This window comes from Streptomyces sp. WAC 06738, assembly GCF_003945505.1.
Taxonomy (GTDB): domain Bacteria; phylum Actinomycetota; class Actinomycetes; order Streptomycetales; family Streptomycetaceae; genus Streptomyces.
Genome location: NZ_CP029618.1, coordinates 5,090,112 through 5,116,294, shown reverse-complemented (window position 1 = coordinate 5,116,294; position 26,183 = coordinate 5,090,112). Strand labels below are relative to the sequence as shown.

The 26,183-nt window shown below is 74.9% G+C and carries 18 protein-coding genes; 7 read left to right on the top strand and 11 right to left on the bottom strand.

Annotated elements, in window-relative coordinates:
• Nucleotides 1-9: 9 nt before the first annotated feature.
• Together purH and purN are read right to left on the bottom strand one after the other, a co-directional pair.
• On the bottom strand, nucleotides 10-1,620 hold the full coding sequence (purH, locus tag DMB38_RS22700; protein ID WP_125936714.1) for a bifunctional phosphoribosylaminoimidazolecarboxamide formyltransferase/IMP cyclohydrolase: 1,611 nt from the start codon (nucleotides 1,618-1,620) through the stop codon (nucleotides 10-12).
• Entirely contained in the window at nucleotides 1,613-2,260 is a 648-nt protein-coding gene (gene purN, locus DMB38_RS22695) for a phosphoribosylglycinamide formyltransferase (RefSeq protein WP_125936713.1), read from the bottom strand. Before purN ends, purH begins: the two co-directional genes overlap by 8 nt.
• Before the next feature lie 327 nt (nucleotides 2,261-2,587).
• On the opposite strand from purN, the gene DMB38_RS22690 reads away from it, so the two are divergent.
• A complete protein-coding gene (locus DMB38_RS22690; protein ID WP_240662416.1) occupies nucleotides 2,588-3,613 on the top strand; it encodes a hypothetical protein in 1,026 nt (341 codons plus the stop codon).
• Nucleotides 3,614-3,733: 120 nt separating this feature from the next.
• Here DMB38_RS22690 and DMB38_RS22685 read toward each other — a convergent pair whose 3' ends face one another.
• Nucleotides 3,734-5,155: a DUF6350 family protein gene (locus DMB38_RS22685; RefSeq protein WP_125936712.1), complete on the bottom strand. Its 1,422-nt coding sequence runs from the start codon at nucleotides 5,153-5,155 to the stop codon at nucleotides 3,734-3,736.
• A gap of 76 nt (nucleotides 5,156-5,231) precedes the next feature.
• Here DMB38_RS22685 and DMB38_RS36225 point away from each other — a divergent pair, with 76 nt between their 5' ends.
• Nucleotides 5,232-6,440 (top strand): hypothetical protein, encoded by a 1,209-nt coding sequence (locus DMB38_RS36225; protein WP_164716082.1) that lies wholly within the window; start codon nucleotides 5,232-5,234, stop codon nucleotides 6,438-6,440.
• 104 nt (nucleotides 6,441-6,544) lie between these two features.
• Here DMB38_RS36225 and sucD read toward each other — a convergent pair whose 3' ends face one another.
• From sucD to DMB38_RS22655, 5 genes are all read right to left on the bottom strand, one after another.
• Entirely contained in the window at nucleotides 6,545-7,429 is an 885-nt protein-coding gene (gene sucD, locus DMB38_RS22675) for a succinate--CoA ligase subunit alpha (protein WP_125936711.1), read from the bottom strand.
• 22 nt (nucleotides 7,430-7,451) lie between these two features.
• Nucleotides 7,452-8,624 (bottom strand): ADP-forming succinate--CoA ligase subunit beta, encoded by a 1,173-nt coding sequence (gene sucC / locus DMB38_RS22670; RefSeq protein ID WP_047017640.1) that lies wholly within the window; start codon nucleotides 8,622-8,624, stop codon nucleotides 7,452-7,454.
• A 229-nt stretch (nucleotides 8,625-8,853) separates the two neighbouring features.
• On the bottom strand, nucleotides 8,854-10,032 hold the full coding sequence (locus DMB38_RS22665; protein ID WP_125939199.1) for a VWA domain-containing protein: 1,179 nt from the start codon (nucleotides 10,030-10,032) through the stop codon (nucleotides 8,854-8,856).
• A 365-nt stretch (nucleotides 10,033-10,397) separates the two neighbouring features.
• Nucleotides 10,398-13,016: a DUF5682 family protein gene (locus DMB38_RS22660; protein ID WP_206337727.1), complete on the bottom strand. Its 2,619-nt coding sequence runs from the start codon at nucleotides 13,014-13,016 to the stop codon at nucleotides 10,398-10,400.
• Nucleotides 13,017-13,340: 324 nt separating this feature from the next.
• Nucleotides 13,341-14,525, bottom strand: coding sequence for an AAA family ATPase (locus tag DMB38_RS22655; RefSeq protein ID WP_125936710.1), 1,185 nt, complete (start codon nucleotides 14,523-14,525; stop codon nucleotides 13,341-13,343).
• 147 nt (nucleotides 14,526-14,672) lie between these two features.
• Here DMB38_RS22655 and DMB38_RS22650 point away from each other — a divergent pair, with 147 nt between their 5' ends.
• Together DMB38_RS22650 and DMB38_RS22645 are read left to right on the top strand one after the other, a co-directional pair.
• Complete coding sequence (locus tag DMB38_RS22650) at nucleotides 14,673-16,130, top strand: SWIM zinc finger family protein (RefSeq protein WP_125939197.1); 1,458 nt, start codon at nucleotides 14,673-14,675, stop codon at nucleotides 16,128-16,130.
• 145 nt (nucleotides 16,131-16,275) lie between these two features.
• Entirely contained in the window at nucleotides 16,276-17,964 is a 1,689-nt protein-coding gene (locus DMB38_RS22645; protein WP_164716081.1) for a DUF5691 domain-containing protein, read from the top strand.
• Nucleotides 17,965-18,046: 82 nt separating this feature from the next.
• Here DMB38_RS22645 and DMB38_RS22640 read toward each other — a convergent pair whose 3' ends face one another.
• Nucleotides 18,047-18,460 (bottom strand): cobalamin B12-binding domain-containing protein, encoded by a 414-nt coding sequence (locus DMB38_RS22640; protein ID WP_047017636.1) that lies wholly within the window; start codon nucleotides 18,458-18,460, stop codon nucleotides 18,047-18,049.
• Between the two features lie 289 nt (nucleotides 18,461-18,749).
• Here DMB38_RS22640 and DMB38_RS22635 point away from each other — a divergent pair, with 289 nt between their 5' ends.
• The gene (locus tag DMB38_RS22635; protein WP_125936709.1) at nucleotides 18,750-20,492 is read left to right on the top strand and encodes a M23 family metallopeptidase; all 1,743 of its coding nucleotides are present in this window, start codon (nucleotides 18,750-18,752) and stop codon (nucleotides 20,490-20,492) included.
• Nucleotides 20,493-20,574: 82 nt separating this feature from the next.
• Here the strand turns inward: DMB38_RS22635 and pcrA are convergent, their stop codons facing one another.
• Nucleotides 20,575-23,022 (bottom strand): DNA helicase PcrA, encoded by a 2,448-nt coding sequence (gene pcrA, locus DMB38_RS22630; RefSeq protein ID WP_125936708.1) that lies wholly within the window; start codon nucleotides 23,020-23,022, stop codon nucleotides 20,575-20,577.
• A gap of 231 nt (nucleotides 23,023-23,253) precedes the next feature.
• On the opposite strand from pcrA, the gene DMB38_RS22625 reads away from it, so the two are divergent.
• Nucleotides 23,254-24,414, top strand: a complete 1,161-nt coding sequence (locus tag DMB38_RS22625; protein ID WP_125936707.1) for a C40 family peptidase — start codon at nucleotides 23,254-23,256, stop codon at nucleotides 24,412-24,414.
• A gap of 60 nt (nucleotides 24,415-24,474) precedes the next feature.
• Here DMB38_RS22625 and DMB38_RS22620 read toward each other — a convergent pair whose 3' ends face one another.
• Nucleotides 24,475-24,828: a hypothetical protein gene (locus DMB38_RS22620; RefSeq protein WP_125936706.1), complete on the bottom strand. Its 354-nt coding sequence runs from the start codon at nucleotides 24,826-24,828 to the stop codon at nucleotides 24,475-24,477.
• 310 nt (nucleotides 24,829-25,138) lie between these two features.
• Between DMB38_RS22620 and DMB38_RS22615 the strand changes: the two genes are divergently transcribed.
• Nucleotides 25,139-26,179 (top strand): C40 family peptidase, encoded by a 1,041-nt coding sequence (locus DMB38_RS22615; protein ID WP_125936705.1) that lies wholly within the window; start codon nucleotides 25,139-25,141, stop codon nucleotides 26,177-26,179.
• Nucleotides 26,180-26,183: the final 4 nt, after the last annotated feature.

The window sequence follows — 26,183 nt, the reverse complement described above, 5'->3', positions numbered from 1 at the left end:
CCGCGGTCCTCAGTGGTAGAAGTGCCGGGCCCCGGTGAGGTACATGGTCACGCCCGCCTTCTGTGCGGCCTCGATCACCTGCTCGTCGCGGATCGAGCCGCCCGGCTGCACCACGGCCCGTACCCCCGCGTCGAGCAGCACCTCAAGGCCGTCGGGGAACGGGAAGAAGGCGTCCGAGGCGGCGTACGCCCCGGCCGCGCGCTCCGCGCCCGCGCGCTGCACGGCGAGCTTCGCCGAGTCGACGCGGTTGACCTGACCCATGCCGACGCCGACGGTGGCGCCGTCCCTCGCCAGCAGGATCGCGTTGGACTTCACCGCGCGGCACGCCCGCCAGGCGAAGGCCAGGTCCGCGAGGCCCGCCGCGTCGAGGCCGGTGCCCGCGGCGAGCCGCCAGCCCGCCGGGTCGTCGCCCGCGGCCTGGAAGACGTCCCGCTCCTGGACCAGCAGCCCGCCGTCGACGGGCCGGAACTCCTGTCCGCGCCGCGGCGTCCCGGTGGCGCGCAGGATGCGGATGTTCTTCTTCCGCGTCAGCGCCTCCAGCGCCCCGTCCTCGTACTCCGGCGCGACGATGACCTCGGTGAAGATCTCCGCGACCTGCTCGGCCATGGCCTTCGACACCGGCCGGTTGACGGCGATCACGCCGCCGTACGCGGACACGGGGTCGCAGGCGTGCGCCTTGCGGTGGGCCTCGGCGACATCGTCGGCGACGGCGATGCCGCATGGGTTCGCGTGCTTGATGATCGCGACGCAGGGGCGCTCGTGGTCGTACGCGGCGCGGCGGGCGGCCTCGGTGTCGACGTAGTTGTTGTACGACATCTCCTTGCCGTGCACCTGCTCGGCGCCGGGCAGGCCCGCGCCGGAGCCGTCGGTGTAGAGGGCGGCGGCCTGGTGCGGGTTCTCGCCGTAGCGCAGGGAGTTGAGCCGGGTGTAGGCGGCGCCGACGAAGTCCTGCGGCCCCTCGTCCGCGGGGGCGTAGTCCGCGGCGAACCAGTTGGCCACGGCCACGTCGTACGCCGCCGTGTGCTGGAACGCCTCCGCCGCGAGCCGCTTGCGCTGCGCCAGGTCGAAGCCGCCGTCCCCGACGGCCTTGAGCACCTCGTCGTAGCGCGCGGGGTTGACGACGACGGCGACCGACGGGTGGTTCTTCGCCGCGCCCCTGACCATCGACGGGCCGCCGATGTCGATCTGCTCCACGCACTCGTCGGGCGAGGCGCCGGAGGCGACGGTCTCGGCGAACGGGTAGAGGTTGCTCACCAGCAGCTCGAACGGCTCGACGCCCAACTCCGCGAGCTGCCGCCGGTGGTCGTCGAGGCGCAAGTCGGCGAGGAGCCCCGCGTGCACCCGCGGGTGCAGGGTCTTCACCCGGCCGTCCAGGCACTCGGGGAAGCCGGTCAGCTCCTCGACCTTCGTCACCGGCACCCCGGCGGCGGCGATGCGCGCGGCCGTCGAGCCGGTGGAGACGAGCGCGACCCCGGCCCCGTGCAGGCCGCGGGCCAGCTCCTCCAGGCCGGTCTTGTCGTAGACGCTGATCAGCGCGCGGCGTACCGGCCGCCGGGAGTCAGCCCCGGCAGCCTCGTCCGACGCGGAACCTGCCTTGCCCGGGGACCCAGAATTACTCACCGAACCGAACCTTTCGATCCTCGACGCGGTACCCGTCCCGGGCCAGCCGGCCCACGACGTCGACGAGCAGCCGCCGTTCGACTGCCTTGATGCGCTCGTGCAGCGCCTCGCCCCCGTCCCGGTGGTCCTCCTCGCGGACCTCGACCGCGCCCTGCGCGATGATCGGGCCGGTGTCGACGCCTTCGTCGACGAAGTGGACGGTGCACCCGGTGACCTTCACGCCGTGCGCGAGCGCGTCGCGTACGGCGTGGGCGCCGGGGAAGCTGGGGAGCAGCGCGGGGTGGGTGTTGACGAACCGGCCGCCGAAGCGGGCCAGGAACTCCTTCCCCACGATCTTCATGAACCCGGCCGAGACCACGAGGTCCGGCTCATAGGCGGCCGTGGCCTCGGCCAGCGCCCGGTCCCACTCGGCGCGGGTGGCGAAGTCCCGGACCCGGCAGACGAACGTCGGCAGCCCGGCGCGCTCCGCGCGCAGCAGCCCGGCGGCGCCGGCCTCGGCGGAGCGGTCGGCGCCGACCGCGACGACCTCGGCGCCGTAGGCGTCCGCCCCCTGCTCGTCGACGGCGTCGAGCAGGGCCTGCAAGTTCGTACCGGAGCCGGAGACGAGCACGACGAGGCGGGCGGGCGCATGCGGAACCACGGGGGGATCTCTCTTCGGCGGGCGATTGTGTGTCCGTACGAGCCGCGAGACCCTGGGGTGCCAGGGGTCCCGGGGAGGGGCGGCGGACGTCTGCCACCATACCGGGCGTCCCCTGGCGGGGCCGCGCCAGGCCGGGCGGGGTAGCGTCTCCGGTAGCAGTTACGCGCGCCCGCGCACGCGCCCCGGCCGCGCGGGCAGACGACCTGAGGAGACGACGCCGTCCAGATGCAGCAGGACCGACGCCGCAGCGCGGCCCTCCGACGCCCCGTCCCCGCAGCGGCCGGGGGCCCTTCGCAGTCCCCCGGCTGGTCCGGCACGCCCCGGGGCGTGCTCGTGCCCGGACAAGGCGGCGTCGTCTACCGCGACTCCAGGCCGCCGTCGGAACCCGAGGCGCCGGCGCCGCCGCCGGAGGGCGGCGGGCAGGGCGCGCAGGGCGGCCAGGGGGCGCCGGACGGGCAGGACGGGCAGGGGCAGCAGCCGCAGGGCGGGCCGCAGTACGGGCCCGGGCCTTACGGTGCGCCGCCGCAGGGGCCGCCGCAGAACGGTCCCGGGCCGCAGGACGCGCCGCCGCAGGGGCAACCGCCGCAGGGCCCGCAGGGATCGCCCGGCGGCGGCCAGGGCGGGCCGCAGCACGGTGGCCCGGGTGGTCAGGACGGCCACGGCAACGGGCACGGCAACGGGCAGAACGGCGGGCAGGACCAGCCGCCGCCCCCGTGGGGCAGCCAGTGGAGCAGCCACCAGCCGCCCCCGGGGCACGGCGGCTGGGGCGGCGGCGACCACGGCCAGCAGGGACCCGGCGGCCCGCAGCACCAGGGTCCTGGCCCCGACGGCTCCGGCGACGGGCCGGGGCCCGGCCGCGACAACGGCCGGGGCAACGGCGACGGGCCGGGGAAGAACCTGCGCTGGGACCCGACCGACCCCGTGCAGCGCCGCTCGCGGTACGCGCTGCTCGCCGGCATGTGGGGCTTCTTCTTCGCCCTCTTCAACTGGTGGCCGCTGGCCCTGCTCCTCGGCTCGCTCGCCCTCTACTGGGGCATCGACGCGCTCCGCGGCAAGTCGCGGGCGCCGGGCAACGGGGCGGCGGCCAACGGCCGTGCCAACGGCGGCGGTACGGACGCCTACGGCCAGCCCGTGCAGCGCCAGGCCCGGGGCGGCCGTCCGCACACCACGGCGGCGATCACCGGCATCGTGGCGGCGGGCATCACGCTGTCCATCGTGCTCATCGGGTTCTCGGTGCAGATCGCGTACCGCGACTACTTCAACTGCCGCAGCGACGCGCTCACCGAGGCGTCGAAGGAGCACTGCAGCAACGAACTGCCCAAGCCCCTGCGGACGTTCTTCGAGCGCGACTGAGCGCGAGCCGCGGAGCAGTCATTCGCGTACGTGCCCGGGCGCCCCGCTGCGGCGGCGCCCGGGCACGGTGCGTACGGCAGGGGCTCCTGCCCGTACGGCGTCGATCTTTCTCGTACGGCGTCAGTCGCCGCCCGGGTCCTCCTCCCACTCCTCCGCCAGCCGGGAACGGGGCTCCCACAGCGGCCAGCCCTGCCGCCCCCACCGCCACCGCCGCGCCCGCATCCGCCCGCCGGGCGCGGCGACCGACGTCGGCATGGGCAGCGGCGCCGCGCCGAACAGCCGGACCGCCCGTACCGTGAGCGCCACCGGCACCCCGACCACCGCCGTCCACGCCACCGCCGCACCGCCTGCCTGCCACCACACCGGGCCGAAGGCGGCGAGCGTCCGGGTGCCGAGCGGCCCGCCGGCGAGCCACGCGACCGCGGCCGTGCCCGCGCCGCAGCAGAGCGCCGCCAGCGCCGTCACCCACACCGTGGGCCACCACCGCCAACTCGGCTCCCGCTCCCGCACCACCGGCGCCGCGGCCGTCCCGGCGAAGCACCCGACGACGATCCCCGCCACCACAGGCACCGCCGCGGCAGCCCAGGTCAGCGGCCCGCCGGGGCCCTCCCCCGGCACCGCGGCGAGCAGCGGGAAGACGGGCTGCACGGGGTAGTCGGCGGCGCTCAGCGGCGTCACCGTGCTCCCCGCCCCGACCGCGAATCCCGGCCCGAGCCCGTACGCCGCCGCCCACATCGCCGCGTTCGGCAGCAGCGCGAGCGCGAGGAGGAAGACGCCGAACCGGCCGGAGACCGTCGTGGACAGGGAGAGGAAGTGCTCCTGCGCGACGGCCGCGTGCGCCACCAGCGCGACCGCGCAGAGCAGGGCGCCGCCGCCGAGCAGCGCGACGACCCCCGCCACCCCGGCCCGCGCGGCGGCCTCCGCGCGCGGCGCCGCGCCGGCCCGGGCCTCGGCCGCGCCCGGATGCCAGCGGCGGGGCAGCAGCACGACGGGCGTCCCGGCCGCGGACCACACGCCTGCGGCGGTGGCCGCCGCCACCGTCAGCGGCACCACGGCGGCGACGCTGAGCGGCGCGGCGTGCAGCGGCCCGGCCAGCGCGTAGCCGGTGACCCCGGCGGCGACGGCGAGGTAACCGCAGGCCACCCACGCGCCCGTGGCCAGTGGCGCGAGCTGCGGCCTGCCGTCCTGCGGGGTGAGCGCGTCGCGCGCACCGCGGTGCAGGAGGAAGACCGGCAGCGCCGTGAGCAGCAGCGGGGTGAGGCCGAGGGGAGCGGGGGTGCCGGTGCGCGTCTCGGTGCGTACGAGATCGGCGCCGTGGGCGAGCAGCCACAGGTCGGCGACGATGTGCAGGGCGCCGCCCGGGCCGCTGTCGGGATACGGGGACGTGATCCACAGCAGCAGCACGAGCACGGCGAGAAAGCCGAGGCCGAGGCCGGCGGCGAGGAACCCGCTCGCCAGCGCCGCGACGACGGCGGCGCTGCGGGCGCCCCGGGTCTGGTGCCGGGGCGATAACGACGGGGCGAGATCGGTCACGTGGCTCACGGCCGCCATGGTGCCAAATTAACCCGTTTCGCCCTGGTAAAGAGCGTTTGCCCGTCGTGTTGGCCACGATAGTGCTATGGACCCTGACATATCCCCGCCGCCCGGGCCGCAGGTCCCGCTCGGGCCCCGGGAGAGGCGCCGGCGGCGGCGCGGGCAGGGGCGGTCTCCCGATCTGGAGGACACCGAGGAGATCCCGGTCGTGGGCGTGGCCGGGGCGGGGGCGGAGGCGTGGACCGGCGGGACTGGAGCATACGGTCTGGGGCCGGGCGGCGGGACGCCCCGGAACCGGGCCGCGGCGGGCCGGGCGCACCGGGTCGGCGTCTACGGGAACAGGGCGTACCTGGCGGGCCGGCGGGCCGCCGCCGCGCGCAACTCCGCCGCCGCCGCCGACACCGCGGCCGCCGCCGCGGAGGCCGCGTACGACGCGCTCTACCAGCGCTGCGCCGCCGACGTCACGCGGCACACGTTCCTGCTCACCGGCGACCACGCCCTGACCCGCGAGGCCGTCGAGCACGCCTTCCACCTGGCGTGGGAGCGGTGGCCGGAGGTGGCCTCCGACCGCGATCCGCCGGGGTGGGTGCGGGCGGCCGCGTTCGGGTACGTGCAGGAGCCCTGGGAGTGGCTGCGCGCCCGGTGGCGGCGCCGGGTGCGGCGCGGGGAGACGGACCAGGAGGAGCTGGGCGCGGAGGAACCGGGCGAGGAGGCGGACCGGCGGGTGTTCGCCGCGCTGCGGGCGCTGCCGCAGTCGTACCGCAGCGCCGTCGTCGTCCACGACGTCGTCGGGCTCGACCTGCCCGAGGCCGCCGCCGAGCTGGAGGCCAGCACCCTCGCCGCCGCCGGGCGGGTCACGCACGCGCACGAGGCACTGGCCGAGGCCCTACCGGAGCTGGGGGCGCTGCCGGAGGACAGGCGGGCGGAGGAGCTGCGGGCCCGGCTGCGGCGGTTCGCCGCGGCGCAGCCGATACGCACCCTGCCCCCGGGCGCGGCGCGGCAGCGCAGCGAGAGCCGTACGGACCGGCAGTTGCGCCGCTACGCCCTGCTGGCCGCCATCATCTTCCTGCTCGCCGCCGTCGTCTCCGTCATCGGTGAGGTCCAGGCCCGCAACAGAGCCACGTCACCGGCACCGCCCGCGTGGCTGACCAGCCGGTCCGTCTGGCCGCCCGCCCCCGGCCACGGCGCCCCGCCCGCCCCTCCCGCCACGCCGCTCGCGCCGGGTCCAGCCGCCGCGCCCGCCGGCGAGCAGGACCACCCGTCCGTGGGACACGTCCGCGGCACGCCGGGTTGACGCGCGCCTGCCCCGGCGCGCGAGAGCGGGCCCGCCCCGGGTGGGACGGGCCCGCTCTCGTTCCGTAACGGGGGCCTCTGCCGAGACCTGCGCGGCGAGGCGCGTCAGCCCGCCAGCACCTCGCGGGCCAGCCGCGCCGTCTCCGACGGCGTCTTGCCGACCTTCACGCCCGCGGCCTCCAGGGCTTCCTTCTTCGCCTGGGCCGTGCCCGAGGAGCCGGAGACGATGGCGCCGGCGTGGCCCATGGTCTTGCCCTCGGGGGCGGTGAAGCCCGCGACGTAGCCGACGACCGGCTTGGTCACATGTGCCTTGATGTAGTCCGCGGCCCGCTCCTCGGCGTCGCCGCCGATCTCGCCGATCATCACGATCAGGTCGGTGTCGGGGTCGGCCTCGAAGGCTTCGAGCGCGTCGATGTGGGTGGTGCCGATCACCGGGTCGCCACCGATGCCGACGCAGGTGGAGAAGCCGATGTCGCGCAGCTCGTACATCATCTGGTACGTCAGCGTGCCGGACTTCGACACCAGGCCGATCCGGCCGGGCTTGGTGATGTCCGCGGGGATGATGCCGGCGTTGGACTGGCCCGGGGTGATCAGACCGGGGCAGTTGGGGCCGATGATGCGCGTCTTGTTGCCCTTGGCGCCCGCGTACGCCCAGAAGGCGGCGGTGTCGTGGACCGCGATGCCCTCGGTGATGACCACCGCGAGCGGGATCTCGGCGTCGATGGCCTCGATCACGGCGGACTTGGTGAACTTCTCCGGCACGAAGATGACGGTGACGTCGGCGCCGGTCGTGTCGATGGCCTCCTTGACGGAGCCGAAGACCGGAATCTCAGTGCCATCGAAGTCGACCTTCTGGCCCGCCTTGCGGGGGTTGACCCCGCCGACGACGTTGGCGCCGGAGGCCAGCATCCGCCGCGTGTGCTTCTGGCCCTCCGAGCCGGTCATGCCCTGGACGATGACCTTGGAGTCCTTGGTGAGGAAGATAGCCATGGTTTTCTTCTGCCCTCTGTCCTTACTTGGCGGCCAGCTCGGCGGCGCGGTCGGCGGCGCCGTCCATCGTGTCCACCTGCTCGACGAGCGGGTGGTTGGCGTCGCTGAGGATCTTGCGACCCAGCTCGGCGTTGTTGCCGTCGAGCCGCACGACCAGCGGCTTGGTGACGTCCTCGCCCTTGGTCTTGAGCAGTTCGAGGGCCTGCACGATGCCGTTGGCGACCGCGTCGCACGCGGTGATGCCGCCGAAGACGTTGACGAAGACGGACCGGACGTCCGGGTCGCCGAGGATGATCTCCAGGCCGTTGGCCATCACGTCGGCGGAGGCGCCGCCGCCGATGTCGAGGAAGTTGGCGGGCTTCACGCCGCTGTGCTTCTCGCCCGCGTACGCGACGACGTCGAGGGTGGACATGACCAGACCCGCGCCGTTGCCGATGATGCCGACCTGGCCGTCGAGCTTCACGTAGTTGAGGCCCTTGGCCTTGGCGGCGGCCTCCAGCGGGTTGGCGGCGGCCTTGTCCTCGAAAGCGACGTGGTCGGGCTGGCGGAACTCGGCGTTCTCGTCCAGCGACACCTTGCCGTCCAGCGCCAGCACCCTGCCCTCGGCGGTCTTCACCAGGGGGTTCACCTCGACCAGGAGGGCGTCCTCCCGGACGAAGACGGTCCACAGCGTCTGCAGGACCTCGACGACCTGGTCGGCGATCTCGGCGGGGAAGCGCGCGGCGTCGACGATCTCGCGGGCCTTGGCCTCGGTCACGCCCTCGTTGGCGTCGACGGGGATCTTGGCCAGCGCCTCCGGCTTGGTGGCCGCGACCTCCTCGATGTCCATGCCGCCCTCGACGGAGGCCATGGCGAGGAACGTGCGGTTGGCGCGGTCGAGGAGATACGACACGTAGTACTCGTCGGCGATGTCCGCGGTCTGGGCGAGCATCACCTTGTGGACCGTGTGGCCCTTGATGTCCATGCCCAGAATCTGGCCGGCCTTCTCGACGGCGTCGTCGGGGTCGGACGCCAGCTTCACGCCGCCCGCCTTGCCCCGGCCGCCGGTCTTGACCTGGGCCTTGACGACGGCGCGACCGCCGAGCTCCGCGGTCACCTGGCGCGCCGCCTCGGGCGTGTCGATGACTTCGCCGGCCAGCACCGGTACACCATGCTTGGCGAAGAGATCCCTCGCCTGGTACTCGAACAGATCCACGCGCGTCCGTCCCTTGTGATTCAGTCGTGTCGCGTTGTAATGGCAGGGTCGCCTTGCAGGTTAGCCCTGCCCGACAGCCCGGCATAAATTCGGGGTCACACCGGCGCGGTGAGAACGGTCACAAGTGCGGTTCCCGTGTGAGCGGATACGGAGGGGGCGCGGGTGACTGCTGTCCGTGTCTTTCCGAGTCTTTCCGTGTCTTTCCGTCTCTCCGCGTCTCTCCTCGTCTCTACGTCGCCGCGGGGACGGGCAGCGGGCGGCCCTCGAGCGCCGCCGCCATCACCTCGGGGAACAGCTCGGGCGTACAGGCGAACGCGGGTGCGCCGAGAGCGGCGAGCGCGGCCGCGTGATCACGGTCGTACGCGGGCGCCCCCTCGTCGGAGAGCGCCAGCAGCGCGACGAACTGCACGCCGGACGCCTTCATCGCGGCGACCCGCTTCAGCATCTCCTGCCGTATGCCGCCCTCGTACAGGTCGCTGATGAGCACGACCACGGTGTCGGCGGGGCGGGTGATGCGCTGCTGGCAGTAGGCGAGCGCCCTGTTGATGTCCGTACCGCCGCCGAGTTGGGTGCCGAAGAGCACGTCGACGGGGTCGCTGAGCTGGTCGGTGAGGTCGACGACCGCGGTGTCGAAGGCGACGAGGCGGGTGGCGAGGGAGCGCATCGAGGCGAGGACGGCGCCGAAGACGGAGGCGTAGACGACGGAGGCGGCCATGGAACCGGACTGGTCGATGGCGAGGACGACTTCCTTGCGGACGGAGCGGGCGGCGCGCGCGTAGCCGACGAGGCGCTCGGGGACGACGGTGCGGTGCTCGGGGACGTAGTGCTTGAGGTTGGCGCGGATGGTGCGGTCCCAGTCGATGTCGCGGTGCCGGGGGCGCTGCACGCGGGCGGCCCGGTCGAGGGCGCCGGTGAGGGTGGCGCGGGTGCGGGCGGCGAGCTTGCGCTCCAGGTCGTCGGTGACCTGCCGGACGACGGTGCGGGCGGTCTCGCGGGCCTCGTCGGGCATGGCCTTGGCGAGGGAGAGGAGCGTGCCGACGAGATGCACGTCGGGCTCGACGGCGGCGAGCATCTCGGGCTCCAGGAGGAGCGAGGCGATGCCGAGGCGGTCGATGGCGTCGCGCTGCATGACCTGGACGACGGGCGTCGGGAAGTACTCCCGCACGTCGCCGAGCCACCGGGCCACCTGCGGGGCGGACCCGCCGAGCCCGGCCCGCCGCCGGCCGCTGCGGCCGGGCTGCTCGGCGCCGCCGTAGAGAGCGGCGAGCACCTGGTCCATCCCGGCGTCGTCCCCGCCCAGCGCGGCCCCGGTCCCGTCGCCGCCGCCTTCGCCCCCCAGCACCAGCCGCCACCGCCGCAACCGCTCGCCCGCGGGGACGGGGGGAGATGGCGGTGCGGGGGGCGGGATCGTGGGAGGGAGGGCAGGGGCGCGCCGGGGATCAGAGGCAGAGGGTGTCGGGGGGAGGGGAGAAGGGGGCGCGGGGACGGGGGGAGATGTGGGTGAGGGGGGCGGGATCGCGGGGTCGGGGTCGGCGGGGGTGAGGGTGCCGGGGGTGGGGTTGCCGGGGGTGGCGGGGGTCGCGTCTGCGGAGCGGACAGCGCTGGGGGAGACAGAGGAGGCCGGCGGGGCGGGAGTTGGGGTGACGGGGGCCGCGGTCTCGGCGGGGTCGGCGGCGGGGCGCCGGGCGGCGCGACTCGTGGCGGGCCGGGGGGTGGGCATCGTGGGCTCCTCTGCCGGGGGGTGGCGGTCTGGAGACGAACCGGGGGCGGGGTTCACGGTTGTTCCTCCTCGGTGCCGAGCAGGGCGCGGAGCGTGGGCAGGACGGCGGCCGCGCGGGCGGGGTCGATCTCGTCGGCGAAGCCCGGCAGGCCCTCCGGCTCCGCCGGGCCCGCGGCGGAGGCGCCGCGGCGTACCAACTCGCCGAGGGCGCGCCGGGCCCCCGGCTCGTACTCGGCGAACGTCCGCCGCAGCAGCGGCAGCACGTCCGTGAAGGCGTCGCCGGACAACCCGGTCAGCCAGCCGTCGACCAGCGCGAGCAGCCGCTCGTCGTGGACGAGGAGCATGCCGCCGTCGCCGCCGAGGAAGCCCTCGACCCATGCGGCGGCGTCCGCGGGCGGCACGGCGTGCGACAACGCGAGGCCCATGACCCGCTCCGCCTCCGCGGCCGGCATCCGGCCACCGTCGAGGAGCAGCCGCACGGCCCGGCCCCTGATGAGCCCGGGCACGGCGTCCCGGCCCGCCAGCACCCGCAACGCACCGGCCCACCGCCCCCGCAGCGAACCGGACGGGTCAAGGGCCGCCGCCTCCGCCGCCGCACCCTCACCGGCTGCCTCGCCGTCCTCACCTCCGGCCTCTGTGCCACGCCCGCCGTTCACCGCACCGCCGGAGGCGCCCGCCTCCGAACCGGCGGCCCCCGACCCCGCGCCCGCGTCCAGCAGCGCCACCGCCGCGTGCACCGCGTCGACGTGCGTGCGCATCTCCTGCGCTCCGTCCGCGTCGAGACCCACGCACGCGGCCGGGAGGCCGACGAAGACGCGATCGGCCAGACCCGTGGCGACCTCCGCGAGCGCCGCGGTCTCCGTGCCGCGGACGTCGCCGTAGCGCACGGAGCGGGCCAGCGCCGGGAGGGCCGCGGCCAGGTGGCCGACGTCGGTGTCGAGCGCGGCGCGGTCGGCGAGAGCCTGCATGGCGACCGGCAGGGCGTCGGTCAGCTCGGCGAGCAGGCACTGCTCGGCCAGCGCCGTCACCTGCGCGAGCGAACCGGCCTGCGCCGCCTCGTACTCGGCCTTGGCCGTGGCCGCCGCCACCACCGTCGTACCCCAGAGTGCCGCCTCCACGACGCGTACGGACAGGTCGGGCTCCCACCGCAGGCTCCACGTCTCGCGGAACGTGCCGGTGCTCGCCCGGGAGGCCGCGGGCACACCCCAGTCGATGCCGAGCAGCCGCAGCCGGTGCAGCAGGCGGCTGCGCCCGGCGTCGGTCTCCTTGCGCAGGTCGAGCTGGAGCTCGCGCTCCTCCGCCGCCGGCTTGAGCCGCAACGCCCGCTGCGTACGGGCCAGATCCCGCTGCAGCGGCACGGCGGGCGCCGACTCCGGCACCTCGCCGAGCGCGTCCCCCACGACGAGCCGGTCGGCGACGAGCGCCAGCGGCACCTCGGAGCCGTCGCACATCACGGCCCGTACGGCGTCGAGCGTCTCGGCCAGCCCGGCGAGCGGGCGGCCCCGCATCGTGGCCAGCGCGGTGGCGAGCCGGACGGCCTCGATGACGTGCGCCGACGAGACCGTGCGGCCCTCGGCGCGCAGCAGGTCGGCGACCTTGATCAACCAGCGCTCGATGGGCCGGTCCCGCACCTCGAAGAGGTGCGCGTACCAGCCGGGGGAGTCGATACCCGCCCCGTAGCCGCTCTGCCGCGCCAGCCGGCGGTGGGTCCACGGCACCCAGGCCACCTCGGTCTTCACCTTGGGCAGGCCCTTGAGCAGGCGGCGGTCGGCGGTGACGGTGGTGCGGGCCCGCAGCGCCGGCACGTGCCACGCGCCGCAGACGACGGCGACCTGCCCGTCGAACTCGCGCCGCGCCTCCCGCAGCCGCAGCCGCATGTGCGCTTCGCGCACCAGGTCCCGGTCGTGCCCTCCGTCCCCGTACCGCTCGCGCAACGCGCCCATCGCCTCGCCCAGCGCGACGAACGTGGCGGCGGCCGGGCCGCGGGCACCGGTGGGGGCGGCGGAGCCGTCGGCGTCCGGGGCCGCAGCGCCCCCGGTACCGGTCGCCGGCACCGTGCGACCGCCCCGCTCCCCTGCTTCCACGCCCGCGTGCGGCATGCGGTGCTCGATCGCGTCCTCCCACCACCTCTCCGGGTCGTCGTAACCGGCGGCCTCCGCGAGGACCGCCAGCGGGTCGATGCGGAGCGCCTCGGGGTCGAGCCCCGGTCCTGCCCCTCCCTTGCCTTCTGTTCCGCCCCCGTCCTCGGACCGGCTCTCCTCCGGCCCCTCGTCCGGGTCCGGCCCGCCGGGGGCCGGCCGGCCGGCGCCGGCCATCGCGAGAGTGTGGGCGGCGGGGAGGTCGATGAAGCGGACCGGGGCGCCGTGGCGCAGCGCCCAGCGGATCGCGACCCACTCCGGCGAGAAGTGCGCCAGCGGCCAGAATCCCGCCCGCGCCGGCTCGTCCACGGCGTGGGCCAGCAGCGCGACGGGCGGCCGCATGTCCTCGTCGCCGGCGAGGCCGACGATCGCGTCCGCCTCCGGCGGCCCCTCGATGAGCACGACCCGCGGCCGGTACGCGTCCAGCGCCGCGGCGACCCCGCGCGCTGAGCCGGGCCCGTGGTGCCGCACGCCGAGCAGCAGCGGCTCGACGGCCGCGGCGCTCCGCGTGCTCCCCTCCTGCACACCGCTCACGGCCCGCTCCCCCTCCACGACCCCGACTCCCCCGCCCAAGCGCTCCGCACCCCTCTCTGCCACGCCTGCGGCGACTCCCCCGGCCACGGCTCCCGCGCGCCTGCCCGCCGGGCGCCCCGCGGCTTCCCCGGCCACGGGCCCGGTGCCGCTCGCGGCCACGGCCCGCGCGGCTCCCCCGGCCGCGGGCGCCGCGCCTCCCTCTGCCACGGGCCCCGTGCCCTCCTGCCGTGCGTCGGCGAACTCCTCGCCCGCATTCGCCTCTTCCGCCACCTTCACCCCCTCACTCCCTTTCCCTACTTCTTTATGTGCGGCACTGCGGTGGGGTCACGCCGTGAGCTCGCGGCAGGCGCGGTAGAGGTCCTTCCAGCCCTCGCGCTCGCGGACGACCGTTTCCAGGTACTCCTGCCACACCACGCCGTCCGCCGCCGGATCGCGGACCACCGCGCTCTGGATGCCCGCCGCCACGTCGCTCGCGCGCAGCACCCCGTCGCCGAAGTGCGCCGCCAGCGCGAGGCCGCCGGTGACCACGGATATCGCCTCGGCCGTCGACAGCGTCCCGGACGGGGACTTGACCTTCGTCCGGCCGTCGGACGTCTCCCCGTCCCGCAGTTCGCGGAAGACCGTGACGACCCTGCGGATCTCGTCGACCGCCTCGGGGACCGGCGGAAGCTGGAGGGAGGCGCCGATCTGGGCGACGCGCTGGGTGACGATGCCGACCTCGTCCTCGGGGGACGCCGGGAGCGGCAGCACCACCGTGTTGAAGCGGCGGCGCAGGGCGCTCGACAGCTCGTTGATCCCGCGGTCGCGGTCGTTGGCCGTCGCGATGACGTTGAACCCCCGGACCGCCTGGACCTCTTCGCCCAGCTCCGCGATCGGCAGGGTCTTCTCCGACAGGATCGTGATGAGCGAGTCCTGCACGTCGGCGGGGATACGGGTCAGCTCCTCGACCCGCGCCGTCATGCCCTCCGCCATCGCCCGCATCACCGGGCTGGGCACCAGCGCCTCCCGGCTGGGGCCCGCCGCCAGCAACTGCGCGTAGTTCCACCCGTAGCGGATCGCCTCCTCCGGCGTGCCCGCCGTCCCCTGGACGAGCAGTGTGGAATCGCCGCTGACGGCGGCGGCCAGATGCTCCGAGACCCAGGTCTTCGCGGTGCCGGGCACGCCGAGGAGCAGCAACGCCCGGTCCGTCGCCAGCGTGGCGACGGCCACCTCCACGATCCGGCGGGGGCCGATGTACTTGGGCGTGATGGCCGTGCCGTCCGGGAGCGTGCCGCCCAGCAGATACGTGGACACCGCCCACGGCGACAGCCGCCAGCGCGGCGGCCTCGGCCGGTCGTCCGCGGCGGCGAGGGCCGCCAGTTCATGCGCGAAGGCGTCCTCGGCGTGGGGCCGCAGCGCGGCGTCCGCGGCCGCGGACCCGCCGGTGCCCGCGGACCCCGCGGACTCCGGAGCCCCGCCCGCCTCGCCGCTGCCCCCGATGGCCGCGCCTGCCCCTGTCGTGGTCGTCATCGTCCCCTCCTCGCCGACTCGGTCGCAGCCGCCGCCCGCTACCGCCGCGGTGACTGCGGAAACCACCTTGCCGCACGGCACTGACACCGCCCCCGCGCCTGTGGATATCGCAGGTCAGGGCCGTTGTCAGTGGGGGGTCGTAGCGTCGTGGGCATGGAGGGGCTGAGCGAACGGTGGAGCGTGGATCAGGTGTGGGGGCTGGCGCCTGACGCCTCGTCGCGTACGGCGGGCGGCAAGCTCGCCGCGGCCGGGCCGTGGGCGGAGTCGGGGGCCGCGGGCGAGGCGGTGTGGGGGCTGTGCCGCGGGAGCGGCAGCAGGCCGTATCAGACGGTGGTGGATCTGCAGGGCCCGGCGTACAAGTGCAGTTGCCCGAGCCGGAAGTTCCCGTGCAAGCACGCACTGGGGCTGCTGCTGCGCTGGGCACAGGGCGACGTGCCCGAGACCCCGGCGGAAGCGCCTGTCCCGGAGTGGGCGGCGGAGTGGCTGGCGAGCCGCCGGGAGAAGGCGGGGCGCAAGGCCGTGGCCGAGCCCGCGGCGGAGCGGGCCCCGGATCCGGCGGCGGCGGCCGAGGCCCGGCGGCGGGCGGAGCAGCGGCGGCAGCGGATCGCCGCGGGCGCCGTGGAGCTGGAGCAGCGGCTGGCGGACCTGCTGCGCGACGGGCTGGCGGCGGCGCCGCGGGGCGCGGTGTGGGAGGAGACGGCGGCGCGGATGGTCGACGCGCAGGCGCCCGGACTGGCGGCGCGGGTACGCGAGTTGGGGACGCTGCCGGCTTCGGGGCCCGGGTGGCCGGCGCGGCTGCTCGCCGAGTGCAGCCTGCTGCATCTGCTGGACCAGGGGTTCCTGCGGCTGGACGAGCTGCCCGAGCCGCTGGCGGCGACGGTGCGGTCGCGGGTGGGCCTGACGGTCGACGCCGCGGGGCTGCTGCGCGGCGGCACGCTGCGGGACGACTGGCTGGTGCTGGCCCAGGAGGACGCCGACGACGGCAAGCTGGTCACCCGCCGCATCTGGCTCAGGGGCGCGGGCACCAAGCGGATGGCGCTGCTCCTGGCGTACGGGGCCGCGGGCCGGGCGCCGCAGCAGTCGCTGCCGACGGGGCTGGTGCTGGACGCGGAGCTGGCCTATTACCCGGGCGCGTATCCGCTGCGCGCGGCGCTCGGCACGGTCCACGCGGGCCCGCGGACCCCGGCGGCGGTGGGCGGCCGGGAGGAGCGGGCCGTGCCGCCGGGGTCGGGGGTGGCGGCGGTGGCCGCGGCGTACGGGGCGGCGCTGGCGTCGGATCCGTGGCTGGAGGGGATACCGGCGGTCCTGACGGACGTGGTTCCGGTGCCGGAAGAGGGGGGCGAGGGCTGGCAGTTGGCCGAGCGCACGGGCGACCGCGCGCTGCCGCTCCACCCGGCCGCGGGGCGCGGCCCGGGCGTGTGGCAGCTCCTCGCGGTGTCGGGGGGCGGCCCGGTCACGGTCTTCGGCGAGTTCGGCCACGCCGGCTTCCGCCCGCTGACCACGTGGTCGGCGGGCACGGCGGTCCCGCTGACGGGCGCGGTCGCCGCGGCGGCGGAGGCGGGCGTGCCGATCGCCGCGGCGAAGGGCGGAGCCGCATGGCGCTGACGCGGGATCGGGAGGAGCGGCGGCGCAACGGACCGGCGGGGGCCGGCCCGCGGCGCGCGAGGCGTACGGGACAGGCGGCGGCCGTCGTGACGGGGGCGCGCCGGTGCGGGGTCCGGGCGGGGTGCGGGTCTTCTGAGGGGGTCGTATGACGGTGGGGGCGCAGGTCTTCGAGGGCTGGGGCGAGTTGGTCGGTGCGGCTGTCGTCGGGGGCGGGCGGCGGGGGGTCGACGAGGGGGCGCTGCTCGACGCCGCCGCGGCGGCCACCGTGCGGCGGCGGGCCGGGGTCGTGCCGGCACCCGCGCGGCGGCTGCCCGAGCCCGCCGCGCACGATCCGCGGCCCCGGCTGCCCTCCGCCGCGCGGCGGCGGCTCGCCGCGCTGCTCGCGGACCGCTCCGGCACGGGCGGCGGCGCCCGGCGGCGCGGGCCCACGCCCGACCTCGCCGAGCTGATACCGGAGTGGCTGCGGCACGCCGTCGAGTACGGCTACCAGGCGCCGCCCGAGTTGCTGCCCGCGCTGCTCGACGCCGCCCGGGCCCGTATCGACCTGCGGCCGCACGCGCTGGCCCTCGCCGGGCCGCGCGGGCTGTGGCTCGCCGAGCGGGCCCCGCAGTGGGCGCCGCTGCTGCGCGACGGCGCGGCCGGGCCCGCGCTGCCCGACCCGCGCGACGCGGGCGCCGTCCGCGCGCTGTGGGAGGAGGGGCCGCGGACCGGCGGGCCGGCGACCAGCCAGGTGCGCGGTGCGCTCTTCGCCGAGGTGCGCAGGGCCGACCCCGCGGGCGCCGTCGAGTTGCTGACCACGACGTGGTCCGCCGAGAAGGCCGAGGACCGGCTCGCGTTCGTGGAGCTGCTGCGCACGGGGCTCTCCCTCGCCGACGAGCGGTTCCTGGAGGACGCCCTGGCCGATCGCAGCCGCGGCGTGCGGGCCGCGGCGGCCGAACTCCTCGCCGGGCTCCCCGGATCCGCGCTGGCCGGGCGGATGGCGGCGCGGGTGCGGTCGCTGGTGATGCTCGACCGCAGCGAGGAGCCGCCGGTCGTCGCGGTGGAGGCGCCGTACGAGTGCGACGCCGCCATGGAGCGGGACGGGATCGTGGCCACGCCGCCTGCGGGCATGGGCGAGCGGTCGTGGTGGTTCGGGCAGTTGGTCGCGGCGGCGCCGCTGGCGGTGTGGACGGAGGTCTTCGACGACCGGACGCCCGCGGAGGTCGTCGAGCTGCCCGTCGCCGACGGCTGGCGGCCCGACCTGCTCGCCGCCTGGAGCCGCGCCGCCGCCCGGCAGCACGACGCCGTCTGGGCCCGCGCCCTCCTCGGCACCGCCCCGACCTCGCCCCCGAACGAGCCGCCGCCCTTCACCGCGGGCCCGCCCTCCCCCGCGCGCATCCCCGCCCCGGGCAGCACGTCGGGCGGCGGCGAGCACGTCCCCGGGCGGGACCCGGCGCGGCTGCTCACCGCGCTGCCCGAGGCGGAACGGGCCGCGTGGGTCGCGGAGTTCATCTCGGCGCACGGCCTGTCCGAGGCGTTCCGCCTCCTCGGCGCCTGCGCCGTGCCGTGGCCGGAGGAGCTGGGCCGGGCCGTGGTCGACGCCCTGGAGATCGCGCGCGACGGCGGCAGTTACCCGTGGAGCTTCAGCGGCGTGATGGGCCTCGCGGAGCGCTGCCTCGACCCCTCGTACGCCGTCCGCCTCGAACCGCTGGCCGCGATGCACGAGGAGGCGGAGGAGAGTTCGCCCGGCGCCGCCGGTTACTGGTCGGAGGCGTTCCAGCGGCTGGTCGCCACCTTGCGGATACGCGCCGCGATGCGCGACGAGCTGACCACCCCCGCCGCCCTGCGGCCCTGAGGGACGCGGGCGCGCAGCGGGTCACGCGCCGCTCCCGGTGGCGCAACGCGCCACCGGGTCGCGCGTCCCCGGGGCGTACGCCTCAGGCGCCCGCCGGCTCCCGCACGTGCGTCCGCACCCACTCCACCACTTCGGTGGTCGCCGCCCCCGGCGTGAAGATCGCCGCGACACCCAGCCCCTTCAACTGCGGGATGTCGTCCTCCGGGATGATCCCGCCGCCGAAGAGCTTGATGTCCAGCGCGTCCCGCTCCCGCAGCAGCTCCACGACCTTGCCGAAGAGCGTCATGTGCGCCCCGGAGAGGATGGAGAGGCCGATCGCCTCGGCGTCCTCCTGGATCGCGGTGTCGACGATCTGCTCCGGCGTCTGGTGCAGGCCCGTGTAGATGACCTCCATACCGGCGTCGCGCAGGGCCCGCGCGATGACCTTGGCCCCGCGGTCGTGGCCGTCGAGTCCCGGCTTGGCCACCACCACGCGGATCGGACCGGTGCCACTCATCGCTGCCTCCATCGCGCCGTCCCGCGCGTCCGTGAGTCCTTCGAGGGTGTGAACGAACGTTATCCCCAGCATCGCGCACCCAGGCAGAACGCAACATCCGGGGAGGGGGAAATCACACGTGCGGCCACCAGCAAATCGGACAGCCGTGGCCCCGGTCTTACCCTCGGGTACTCGAAAAATCGGGCAAGTGCCCCGAACGCGCCCCGGCGAAACCAAGGAAAGATTGTCGAGCCGTGGGACGCCCGGTACAGTCGCGGCAGTCTCCTGCTCCCGAGGCGAAAGAGAAGTGGTGAACGACCGTCCCCCGCCGGGCTTCCCCACCCCGGCCTCTCCCGCTGGCGACGCCTCCGCCTATGGAAGCCTCGACAGCTACGGGTACGGCTACGACACCTCCGGCCACGGCGGCGGTTCCGGTGAAGAGCCTCTCCATCACGGCTATCAGAGCTACGACCAGAGCTATGACGGCTACGACGCGAGCCACTCGGCCGCGTACGACTCGGGCACCTACGCCACCACCGGCTACGAAGCCGGCGGCTATCCGACGCCCGACGCCACCTCGTCGTGGGACACCGGCACGCAGTCGGCCGACTTCGGCACGTACGGCGCGAACGGCCTCTACGCCACGGCCGATCCCTACGCCGGCGACGCCAACGCCTCCGGCGGCTACGACGTCTCCGCGCTCTGGACGGAAGCCGCCACCGACACACCGGCCGGCGGCATCCCGCGGCAGGCGGGCCCGGCCGACGACTACGACTACGGCTACCCCTCGGCGGGCGCCCCGGCCGCGCAGTGGAACACCACCGGCGAGTGGTCCGACTGGGACACCGGCGCGCAGCACGAGGCCGCGGCGTACGACGGCACGCAGTTCGACGCCGGGCAGCACGAGGTCCCGCAGCACCAAGGCGCGCAGTACGACACCGCCGCCGGCTGGGACACCGGCCACTACGACACCGCGGTGTACGCGGAGGCGGCCACGGACACGACGGGGTATCCGGACGCCACGGCGTACGCCGAAGCCACCGCGTATCCCGAGGCGTTCGGCGACGCCACGGCGGCCGCCGCCGCGTACGACGAGCACGCGGCCTACGCCCAGGACCTCGCGAACGCCGCGCACGCCGACCCCGAGGCGGCCTCCGCCTGGGACTTCACCACCGCACTCGCCGAGCACGACGGCATCGAAGGCAGCGACAAGCAGGGCGGGTTCGACCACCCCGACGCGCCCGAGACCCCCGCGGCGCCCGACCCCGCCCCCGCCGCCGCGCGCCGCCCGGCCGGCGTCCCCGTCGGCCGCGCCGTACGCGCCCGCCGCCGCTGTCCCAAGCGCTCCGCGCTGCTGACCGTGGCCGTGCCGTCCATCGCCGTCGTCGGCGTGGCCGGTGTCGCCGCCGCGAGCGTCACCGGCAAGGGCGGCGCCGAGGGCGACGGCAAGACCACGCAGGCGGCCCCGGACCCGGGCTCCGCGAAGCCCTCGCAGGCCAACGCCGCGCTCGACACGCAGCTTCGCGGCGTCACCGAGGACGCCGACGACTTCGCCGACCGCGCCAGCCGTACCCAGGAGCGCATCGACCTCAAGGAGAAGCAGGAGGCCGAGCGGAAGCGGGAGGCGGAGGAGGCGGCGCGCAAGGAGGCGCTGCGGCCGAAGTTCGCGGTTCCGGTCGACAGCCCGGGGCTCAGCGCGTACTACGGCCAGGCGGGCGTCAACTGGATGTCCGTGCACACCGGCATCGACTTCCCCGTCTCGTACGGCAGCGAGGTGAAGGCCGCCACCGACGGCACGGTCACCACCCGCTACGACTACTCGTACGGGAACATGCTCGTCCTCACCGCGGCCGACGGCACCGAGACGTGGTACGCCCACCTCGACAGCTACGCGATCACCACCGGCCCCGTGCAGGCGGGCGACGTCGTCGCCTACTCCGGCAACTCCGGGAACTCCACCGGACCGCACCTGCACTTCGAGGTGCACCCCGGCGGCGGCTCCGCCATCGACCCGCTCGCCTGGCTGCAGGAGAAGGGCCTCGACCCGCAGTAGGCCCGCACGAGGTGCATGCCGCGCGGGCCGCGCGGCACGGACGGACCGGGGCGCAGCCCCCGCAAACGGGGGCGCGCGGCCCCTACAGCTTCTCGACCGGCGCGTACCGCAGCAGCAGCTTCTTCGTCCGTCCTCCGTCGCCGAAGTCGATCGTCGCCTGCGCGTTCGCGCCCGAGCCCGACACCTCCACGACCGTCCCCATCCCGAACTGGTCGTGCGTCACCCGGTCCCCCACCGACAGCGCGATCACCGGCCGCTCCGTCGCCCGCCCCGTGGCGAAGCCCGAAGGGCCCTGCCGCGTACGGGCCGAGGACGTGGACGACGCCAGCGCCGCCGCCGCGGACTCCATCGGCGACCGCCCCCCGCCGCCGCCCCGGGTGGCCGAGGCGCCCGTGCGCCGCCACTCCACGTAGGCCGGCGGGATCTCGTCCAGGAAGCGCGACGGCGGGTTGTACGACGGCTGGCCCCACGAGCTGCGCATCACCGAGCGCGTCAGATACAGCCGCTCCTGCGCGCGCGTGATGCCGACGTACGCCAGCCGGCGCTCCTCCTCCAGCTCCTTGACGTCGCCGAGGGCCCGCATGTGCGGGAAGACGCCGTCCTCCATGCCGCTGAGGAACACCACGGGGAACTCCAGGCCCTTGGCGGTGTGGAGCGTCATCAGCGTTATCACGCCGGAGCCGTCCGTCTCCTCCTCCGGGATCTCGTCGCTGTCGGCGACGAGCGCGACGCGCTCCAGGAAGTCGGCGAGCGTCCCGGGCCCCTCCTCGCCGCGCTCCTGCTCGAACTCCAGGGCCACGGCGGCCAGTTCTTGCAGGTTCTCGATACGGGTCTCGTCCTGCGGGTCCGTCGACGCCTGCAGCTCGGCGAGATAGCCCGTCTGCTCCAGCACCGCCTCCAGCACCGTGGCGGGCCCGGCGCCGGATTCGACGACCGTGCGCAGCTCCTCCATCAGCGCGTTGAACCGCTTGACGGCGTTCACCGAGCGGGACGCCATCCCGTACGCCTCGTCGACGCGCACCAGCGCCTGCGGGAACGAGATCCGCTCGCGCTGCGCCAGCGCCTCGATCATCGCCTCCGCGCGGTCGCCGATGCCGCGCTTGGGCACGTTCATGATGCGGCGCAGGGGTACGGAGTCCTCGGGGTTGGCGAGCACGCGCAGGTACGCGAGGACGTCGCGGACCTCCCGGCGCTCGTAGAAGCGGACGCCGCCGACGACCTTGTAGGGCAGGCCGACGCGGATGAAGACTTCCTCGAAGACACGGGACTGGGCGTTGGTCCGGTAGAAGACGGCGACGTCGCCGGCGCGCGCCTCGCCGGCGTCCGAGAGCCGGTCGATCTCGTCGGCGACGAACTGCGCCTCGTCGTGCTCGGTGTCGGCGACGTAGCCGACGATGCGGGCGCCGGCGCCGGCGTCCGTCCACAGGTTCTTGGGGCGGCGGGAGGCGTTGCGCTCGATGACGGCGTTGGCCGCGTTGAGGATCGTCTGCGTGGAGCGGTAGTTCTGCTCCAGGAGGATCGTGCGCGCCTCGGGGTAGTCCTCCTCGAACTGCAGGATGTTGCGGATGGTGGCGCCGCGGAAGGCGTAGATCGACTGGTCGGCGTCGCCGACGACGCACAGCTCCGCGGGTCCCTCCGGGCCCGACGTACGGACCGCGCCGCCGTCCTCCGCGGCGGTCTGGTCCTCCTCCGCGGCCCCGCCCTCCCCCGGCGGACCGGCCGGCGGGCCGACCAGCTCGCGCACCAGCATGTACTGCGCCCGGTTGGTGTCCTGGTACTCGTCGACCAGCACGTGCCGGAACCGGCGGCGGTAGTGCTCGGCGACGTCCGGGAACGCCTGCAGCAGGTTCACGGTCGTCATGATCAGATCGTCGAAGTCCAGCGCGTTGGCCTCGCGCAGCCGCGACTGGTAGAGCGCGTACGCCTCGGCGAGGGTCTTCTCGAAGCCGTCGACGGCCTGGGCGGCCCAGCTCTCCTCGTCGATCAGCTCGTTCTTCAGGCTGGAGACCCTGGCGCTGAGCGCCTTCGGCGGATACCGCTTCGGGTCGAGGTCCAGGTCCCGGCAGACCAGGGCCATCAACCGGCGCGAGTCGGCGGCGTCGTAGATCGAGAAGGAGGACGTGAAGCCCAGCTTCTTCGACTCGCGGCGCAGGATGCGCACGCAGGCGCTGTGGAAGGTGGAGACCCACATCGCGTTCGCCCGCGCGCCGACCAGCTCCTCGACGCGCTCCTTCATCTCCCCGGCCGCCTTGTTCGTGAACGTGATGGCGAGGATCTGGCCGGGGTGGGCCCGCCGCTTGGCGAGCAGGTACGCGATCCGGTGGGTCAGCACCCGGGTCTTGCCGGAGCCGGCGCCGGCGACGATCAGCAGGGGCGAGCCGGTGTGCTCCACGGCGGCGCGCTGCTGCTCGTTCAGCCCCGTGAGCAGCGCTTCCGGGTCCGTCACGGGGCGGGGCGCGCCATCGCGGTAGTACGGCTCGGGGGTGCTCGCGGCGAGGGCGAGATGACTGTCGTCGAAGAGGCTGCTCATCGTCCACAGAGTCTAGGGCGCCGCACCGACAACCCAGTCCCGCAGCCCTCTTTCCACCCCCGCCGGGCGACCCGGCCGCCGGCGCCACCGCCCGCCCCGGATGTCCCCCTTGCGCGGAACTGTGCCTCGGATCACGAAACGGTTTCGGGCATATCGAACATCAGACTTCACAGCAGTCCCACCGAGTGGCTACCGTGCACGGCACTGCCCGGACGGAAGGAGTGGCCTGCCTTGGCTTCCCACCGAAAGCCGCGGACCCGGATCCTCGAGTCGCCGGCGGGGCGGCGTACCGCCGTCGGCGTCGGCTCCGCGGCGCTGGCCTCAGCGACGCTCCTCACCCAGGAAGCCGGCGCGACCCCGGCCGAGCGGTCGATCGAGGACGTGCAGAAGGAAGTCGACCACCTCTACCACGAGGCGGAGCGGGCCACCGAGCGCTACAACGGCGCCAAGGAGCGCACCGCGCAGCAGCGCACCCGGGTCGAGCAGCAGCTCGACGAGGTGGCCAAGGAGACCGCGCGGCTCAACGAGTCGCGGCGCGAGCTGGGCCGGCTCGCCGCCGCCCAGTACCGCACCGGGGGCGTCACGCCCACCGCGACGTTCATGCTCGCGCCCGACCCGCAGACCTACTTCGACCAGGCGCACCTCATGGAGCGGCTGACGAACCGCGAGAAGGCCGCGGTCGACCAGTTCCAGGTGCGCCAGGCCGAGGCCGCGAAGAAGCGCACGGAGGCGCAGGAGAGCCTGCGCACCCTCACTGACTCGCAGGAGCAGCTCCAGGAGTCCAAGCAGGAGGTGCAGACCAAGCTGTCCGACGCGCGCAAGGTGCTGGACCGGCTCACCGAGGCGGAGAAGAAGCGCCTCGCCGAGCTGGAGCGCAAGCGCGAGGAGGAGGCGCGGCGCAAGGCCGAGGAGGCCGCGCGCCAGGCGGAGCTGGAGCGGCAGCAGCAGGCCGAGCAGGAGCGCCGCGAACAGCAGCAGCGCGAGCAGGAGCAGCAGCAGGAAGAGGAGCAGCAGGAGGACCCGCCGCCCGCGGACCCCGCTCCCTCGAAGTCGGCGCAGGTGCTGGCGTTCGCCGAGGCCCAGTTGGGCAAGCCGTACGTGTGGGGGGCCACGGGCCCGGACTCGTACGACTGCTCGGGCCTGACCCAGGCGGCCTGGCGGGAGGCGGGCATCTCACTGCCGCGTACGACCTACGACCAGGTCAACGCCGGCACGCAGGTGGCCAAGGCGGATCTGCAGCCGGGCGACCTGGTCTTCTTCTACGACGACGTCAGCCACGTCGGGATCTACGTGGGCAACGGGCAGATGATCCACGCTTCCAAGCCGGGCGACGACGTGAAGTACGAGTCGATCGACTACATGCCGTTCCACAGCGGGGTGCGCCCGGCCTGAAGGCGTGGGTTGCCGGAGGTCGTTGCAGGGGTTCCGAGGGCCGGAGGAACGGTACCGCCCTCAGGTCCAGGTGGTGGCGATGACGACGTTGGCCATGGTGAGGAGTCCGATGGCGGCGAAGTAGGGCTTCGGGATGCGCTCTTCCTTCCGCTTGATGAAGACCGCGACGAGGATGGCTATCAGGATCACGCTCTTGACGCTGATCTTCGTCTGATTGAGTTCCACGTCATCGGCCTCGTTGAGGCTGACGAGGATGAATCCGGTCACCAGCATGACCAGCGCGCCGTGCACCATCGAGGGCGCGATGCGCACGTCGCCCGTGCTCAACGACTTCAACTGGGTGAGCCAGCCGCCCAGCAGTGCGGCGACACCGATGATGTGCGAGGCGACGAAGAGGTTGATGAGTACATCCATGAGACGGGAGCGTAGCGGTCCGTAACAGCTCGCCCCAATGGGGGTGACCACTTCCGGAACATCGGTCACGGAGACCAACCCGCAGATCACTTCGCCGTGTTCGCCTGATCACGATTGGTCACCGCCAGACAGGTCCGGTAAGTCTCTTTCATCCTCTCCTCTCGCGGCGCGCCCTCGGCTTAGCGTCTCCGCTCAGGTGGTCGGCTTCTCACCGCCGCCCGCGTCACCGGCGCGGCAGCCGGCCACCTCCGCCGAGAGCCGGCGGCGGCCCGCTCCCCCGTGCGGGGCGCCGCCGGACCGCAAGGAAGGGGTGAACGCCCGAGTGGCGTCCCACAGAAGGACCAGGGCCCGTACCGCCGGGGCGATCGTGCTCGTCGGCGCCGCCACCGCCACCGCGCTCGGCGGCTTCGCGCACGCCGACCCGCAGCCGACCCCCGCGGAGGTCAGGGCCAGGGTCGACCGGCTGCACCACGAGGCCGAGCAGACCGTCGAGGAGTACAACGGCGTCAAGGAGAAGGCGGACCGTGCCGAACGGACCCTGGACGACCTCCGCGACGAGGCCGCCCGCAAGACCGCGCGGCTCAACGACGCCCGCAACGCGCTCGGCTCCTTCGCCACCGCGCAGTACCGCAACGGCACCGCCGACCCCACCGTGCAGCTCGCCCTCTCCGCCGAGCCGGAGGACTACCTGCGCCAGGCGGCCCTCCTCGAACGGGTCGGCAACAGGCAGGCCACCGCGCTCGAAGGCGTCGGGCGCCGGTTACGGGAGGTGGAGCAGGTGCGCGCGGAGGCCCGTGACCGGCTGGCCGAACTGAAGGAAGCGCGGGCGGAGCTGAAGCGGCACAAGAGCGCGATCGAGGACAAGCTCTCCGAGGCCCGCGCGCTGCTCGACACCCTCACCGCCGAGCAGCGCGACGCCGTCCTCGGCGCCGACGGGCACGGCGGCGCGGCGGGCGACCGGGCGGCGCGCGGCGCCCCGCGCGGCCCGGTGCAGGCGCCGAACGCCCGCGCCGCGCGCGCCGTGTCGTACGCCCAGGGCGCGGTCGGCAGCCCGTACGTGTGGGGCGCCGTCGGCCCCGCCGCCTTCGACTGCTCGGGGCTCACCCAGGCCGCCTGGGGCGCCGCGGGCGTCTCCCTGCCCCGTACGACCTACACCCAGGCCGGGGCGGGCAGCACCGTCCCGCGCTCCGCGCTGGCGCCCGGAGACCTGGTCTTCTACTACTCCGGCCTCAGCCATGTCGGCATCTACGCGGGCGGCGGCCAGATCATCCACGCGCCCCGGCCGGGGGCGACCGTGCGCTACGCGCCGGTGGACTCGATGCCGTTCGTGACGGCGGTACGTCCCGCCTGAGCGC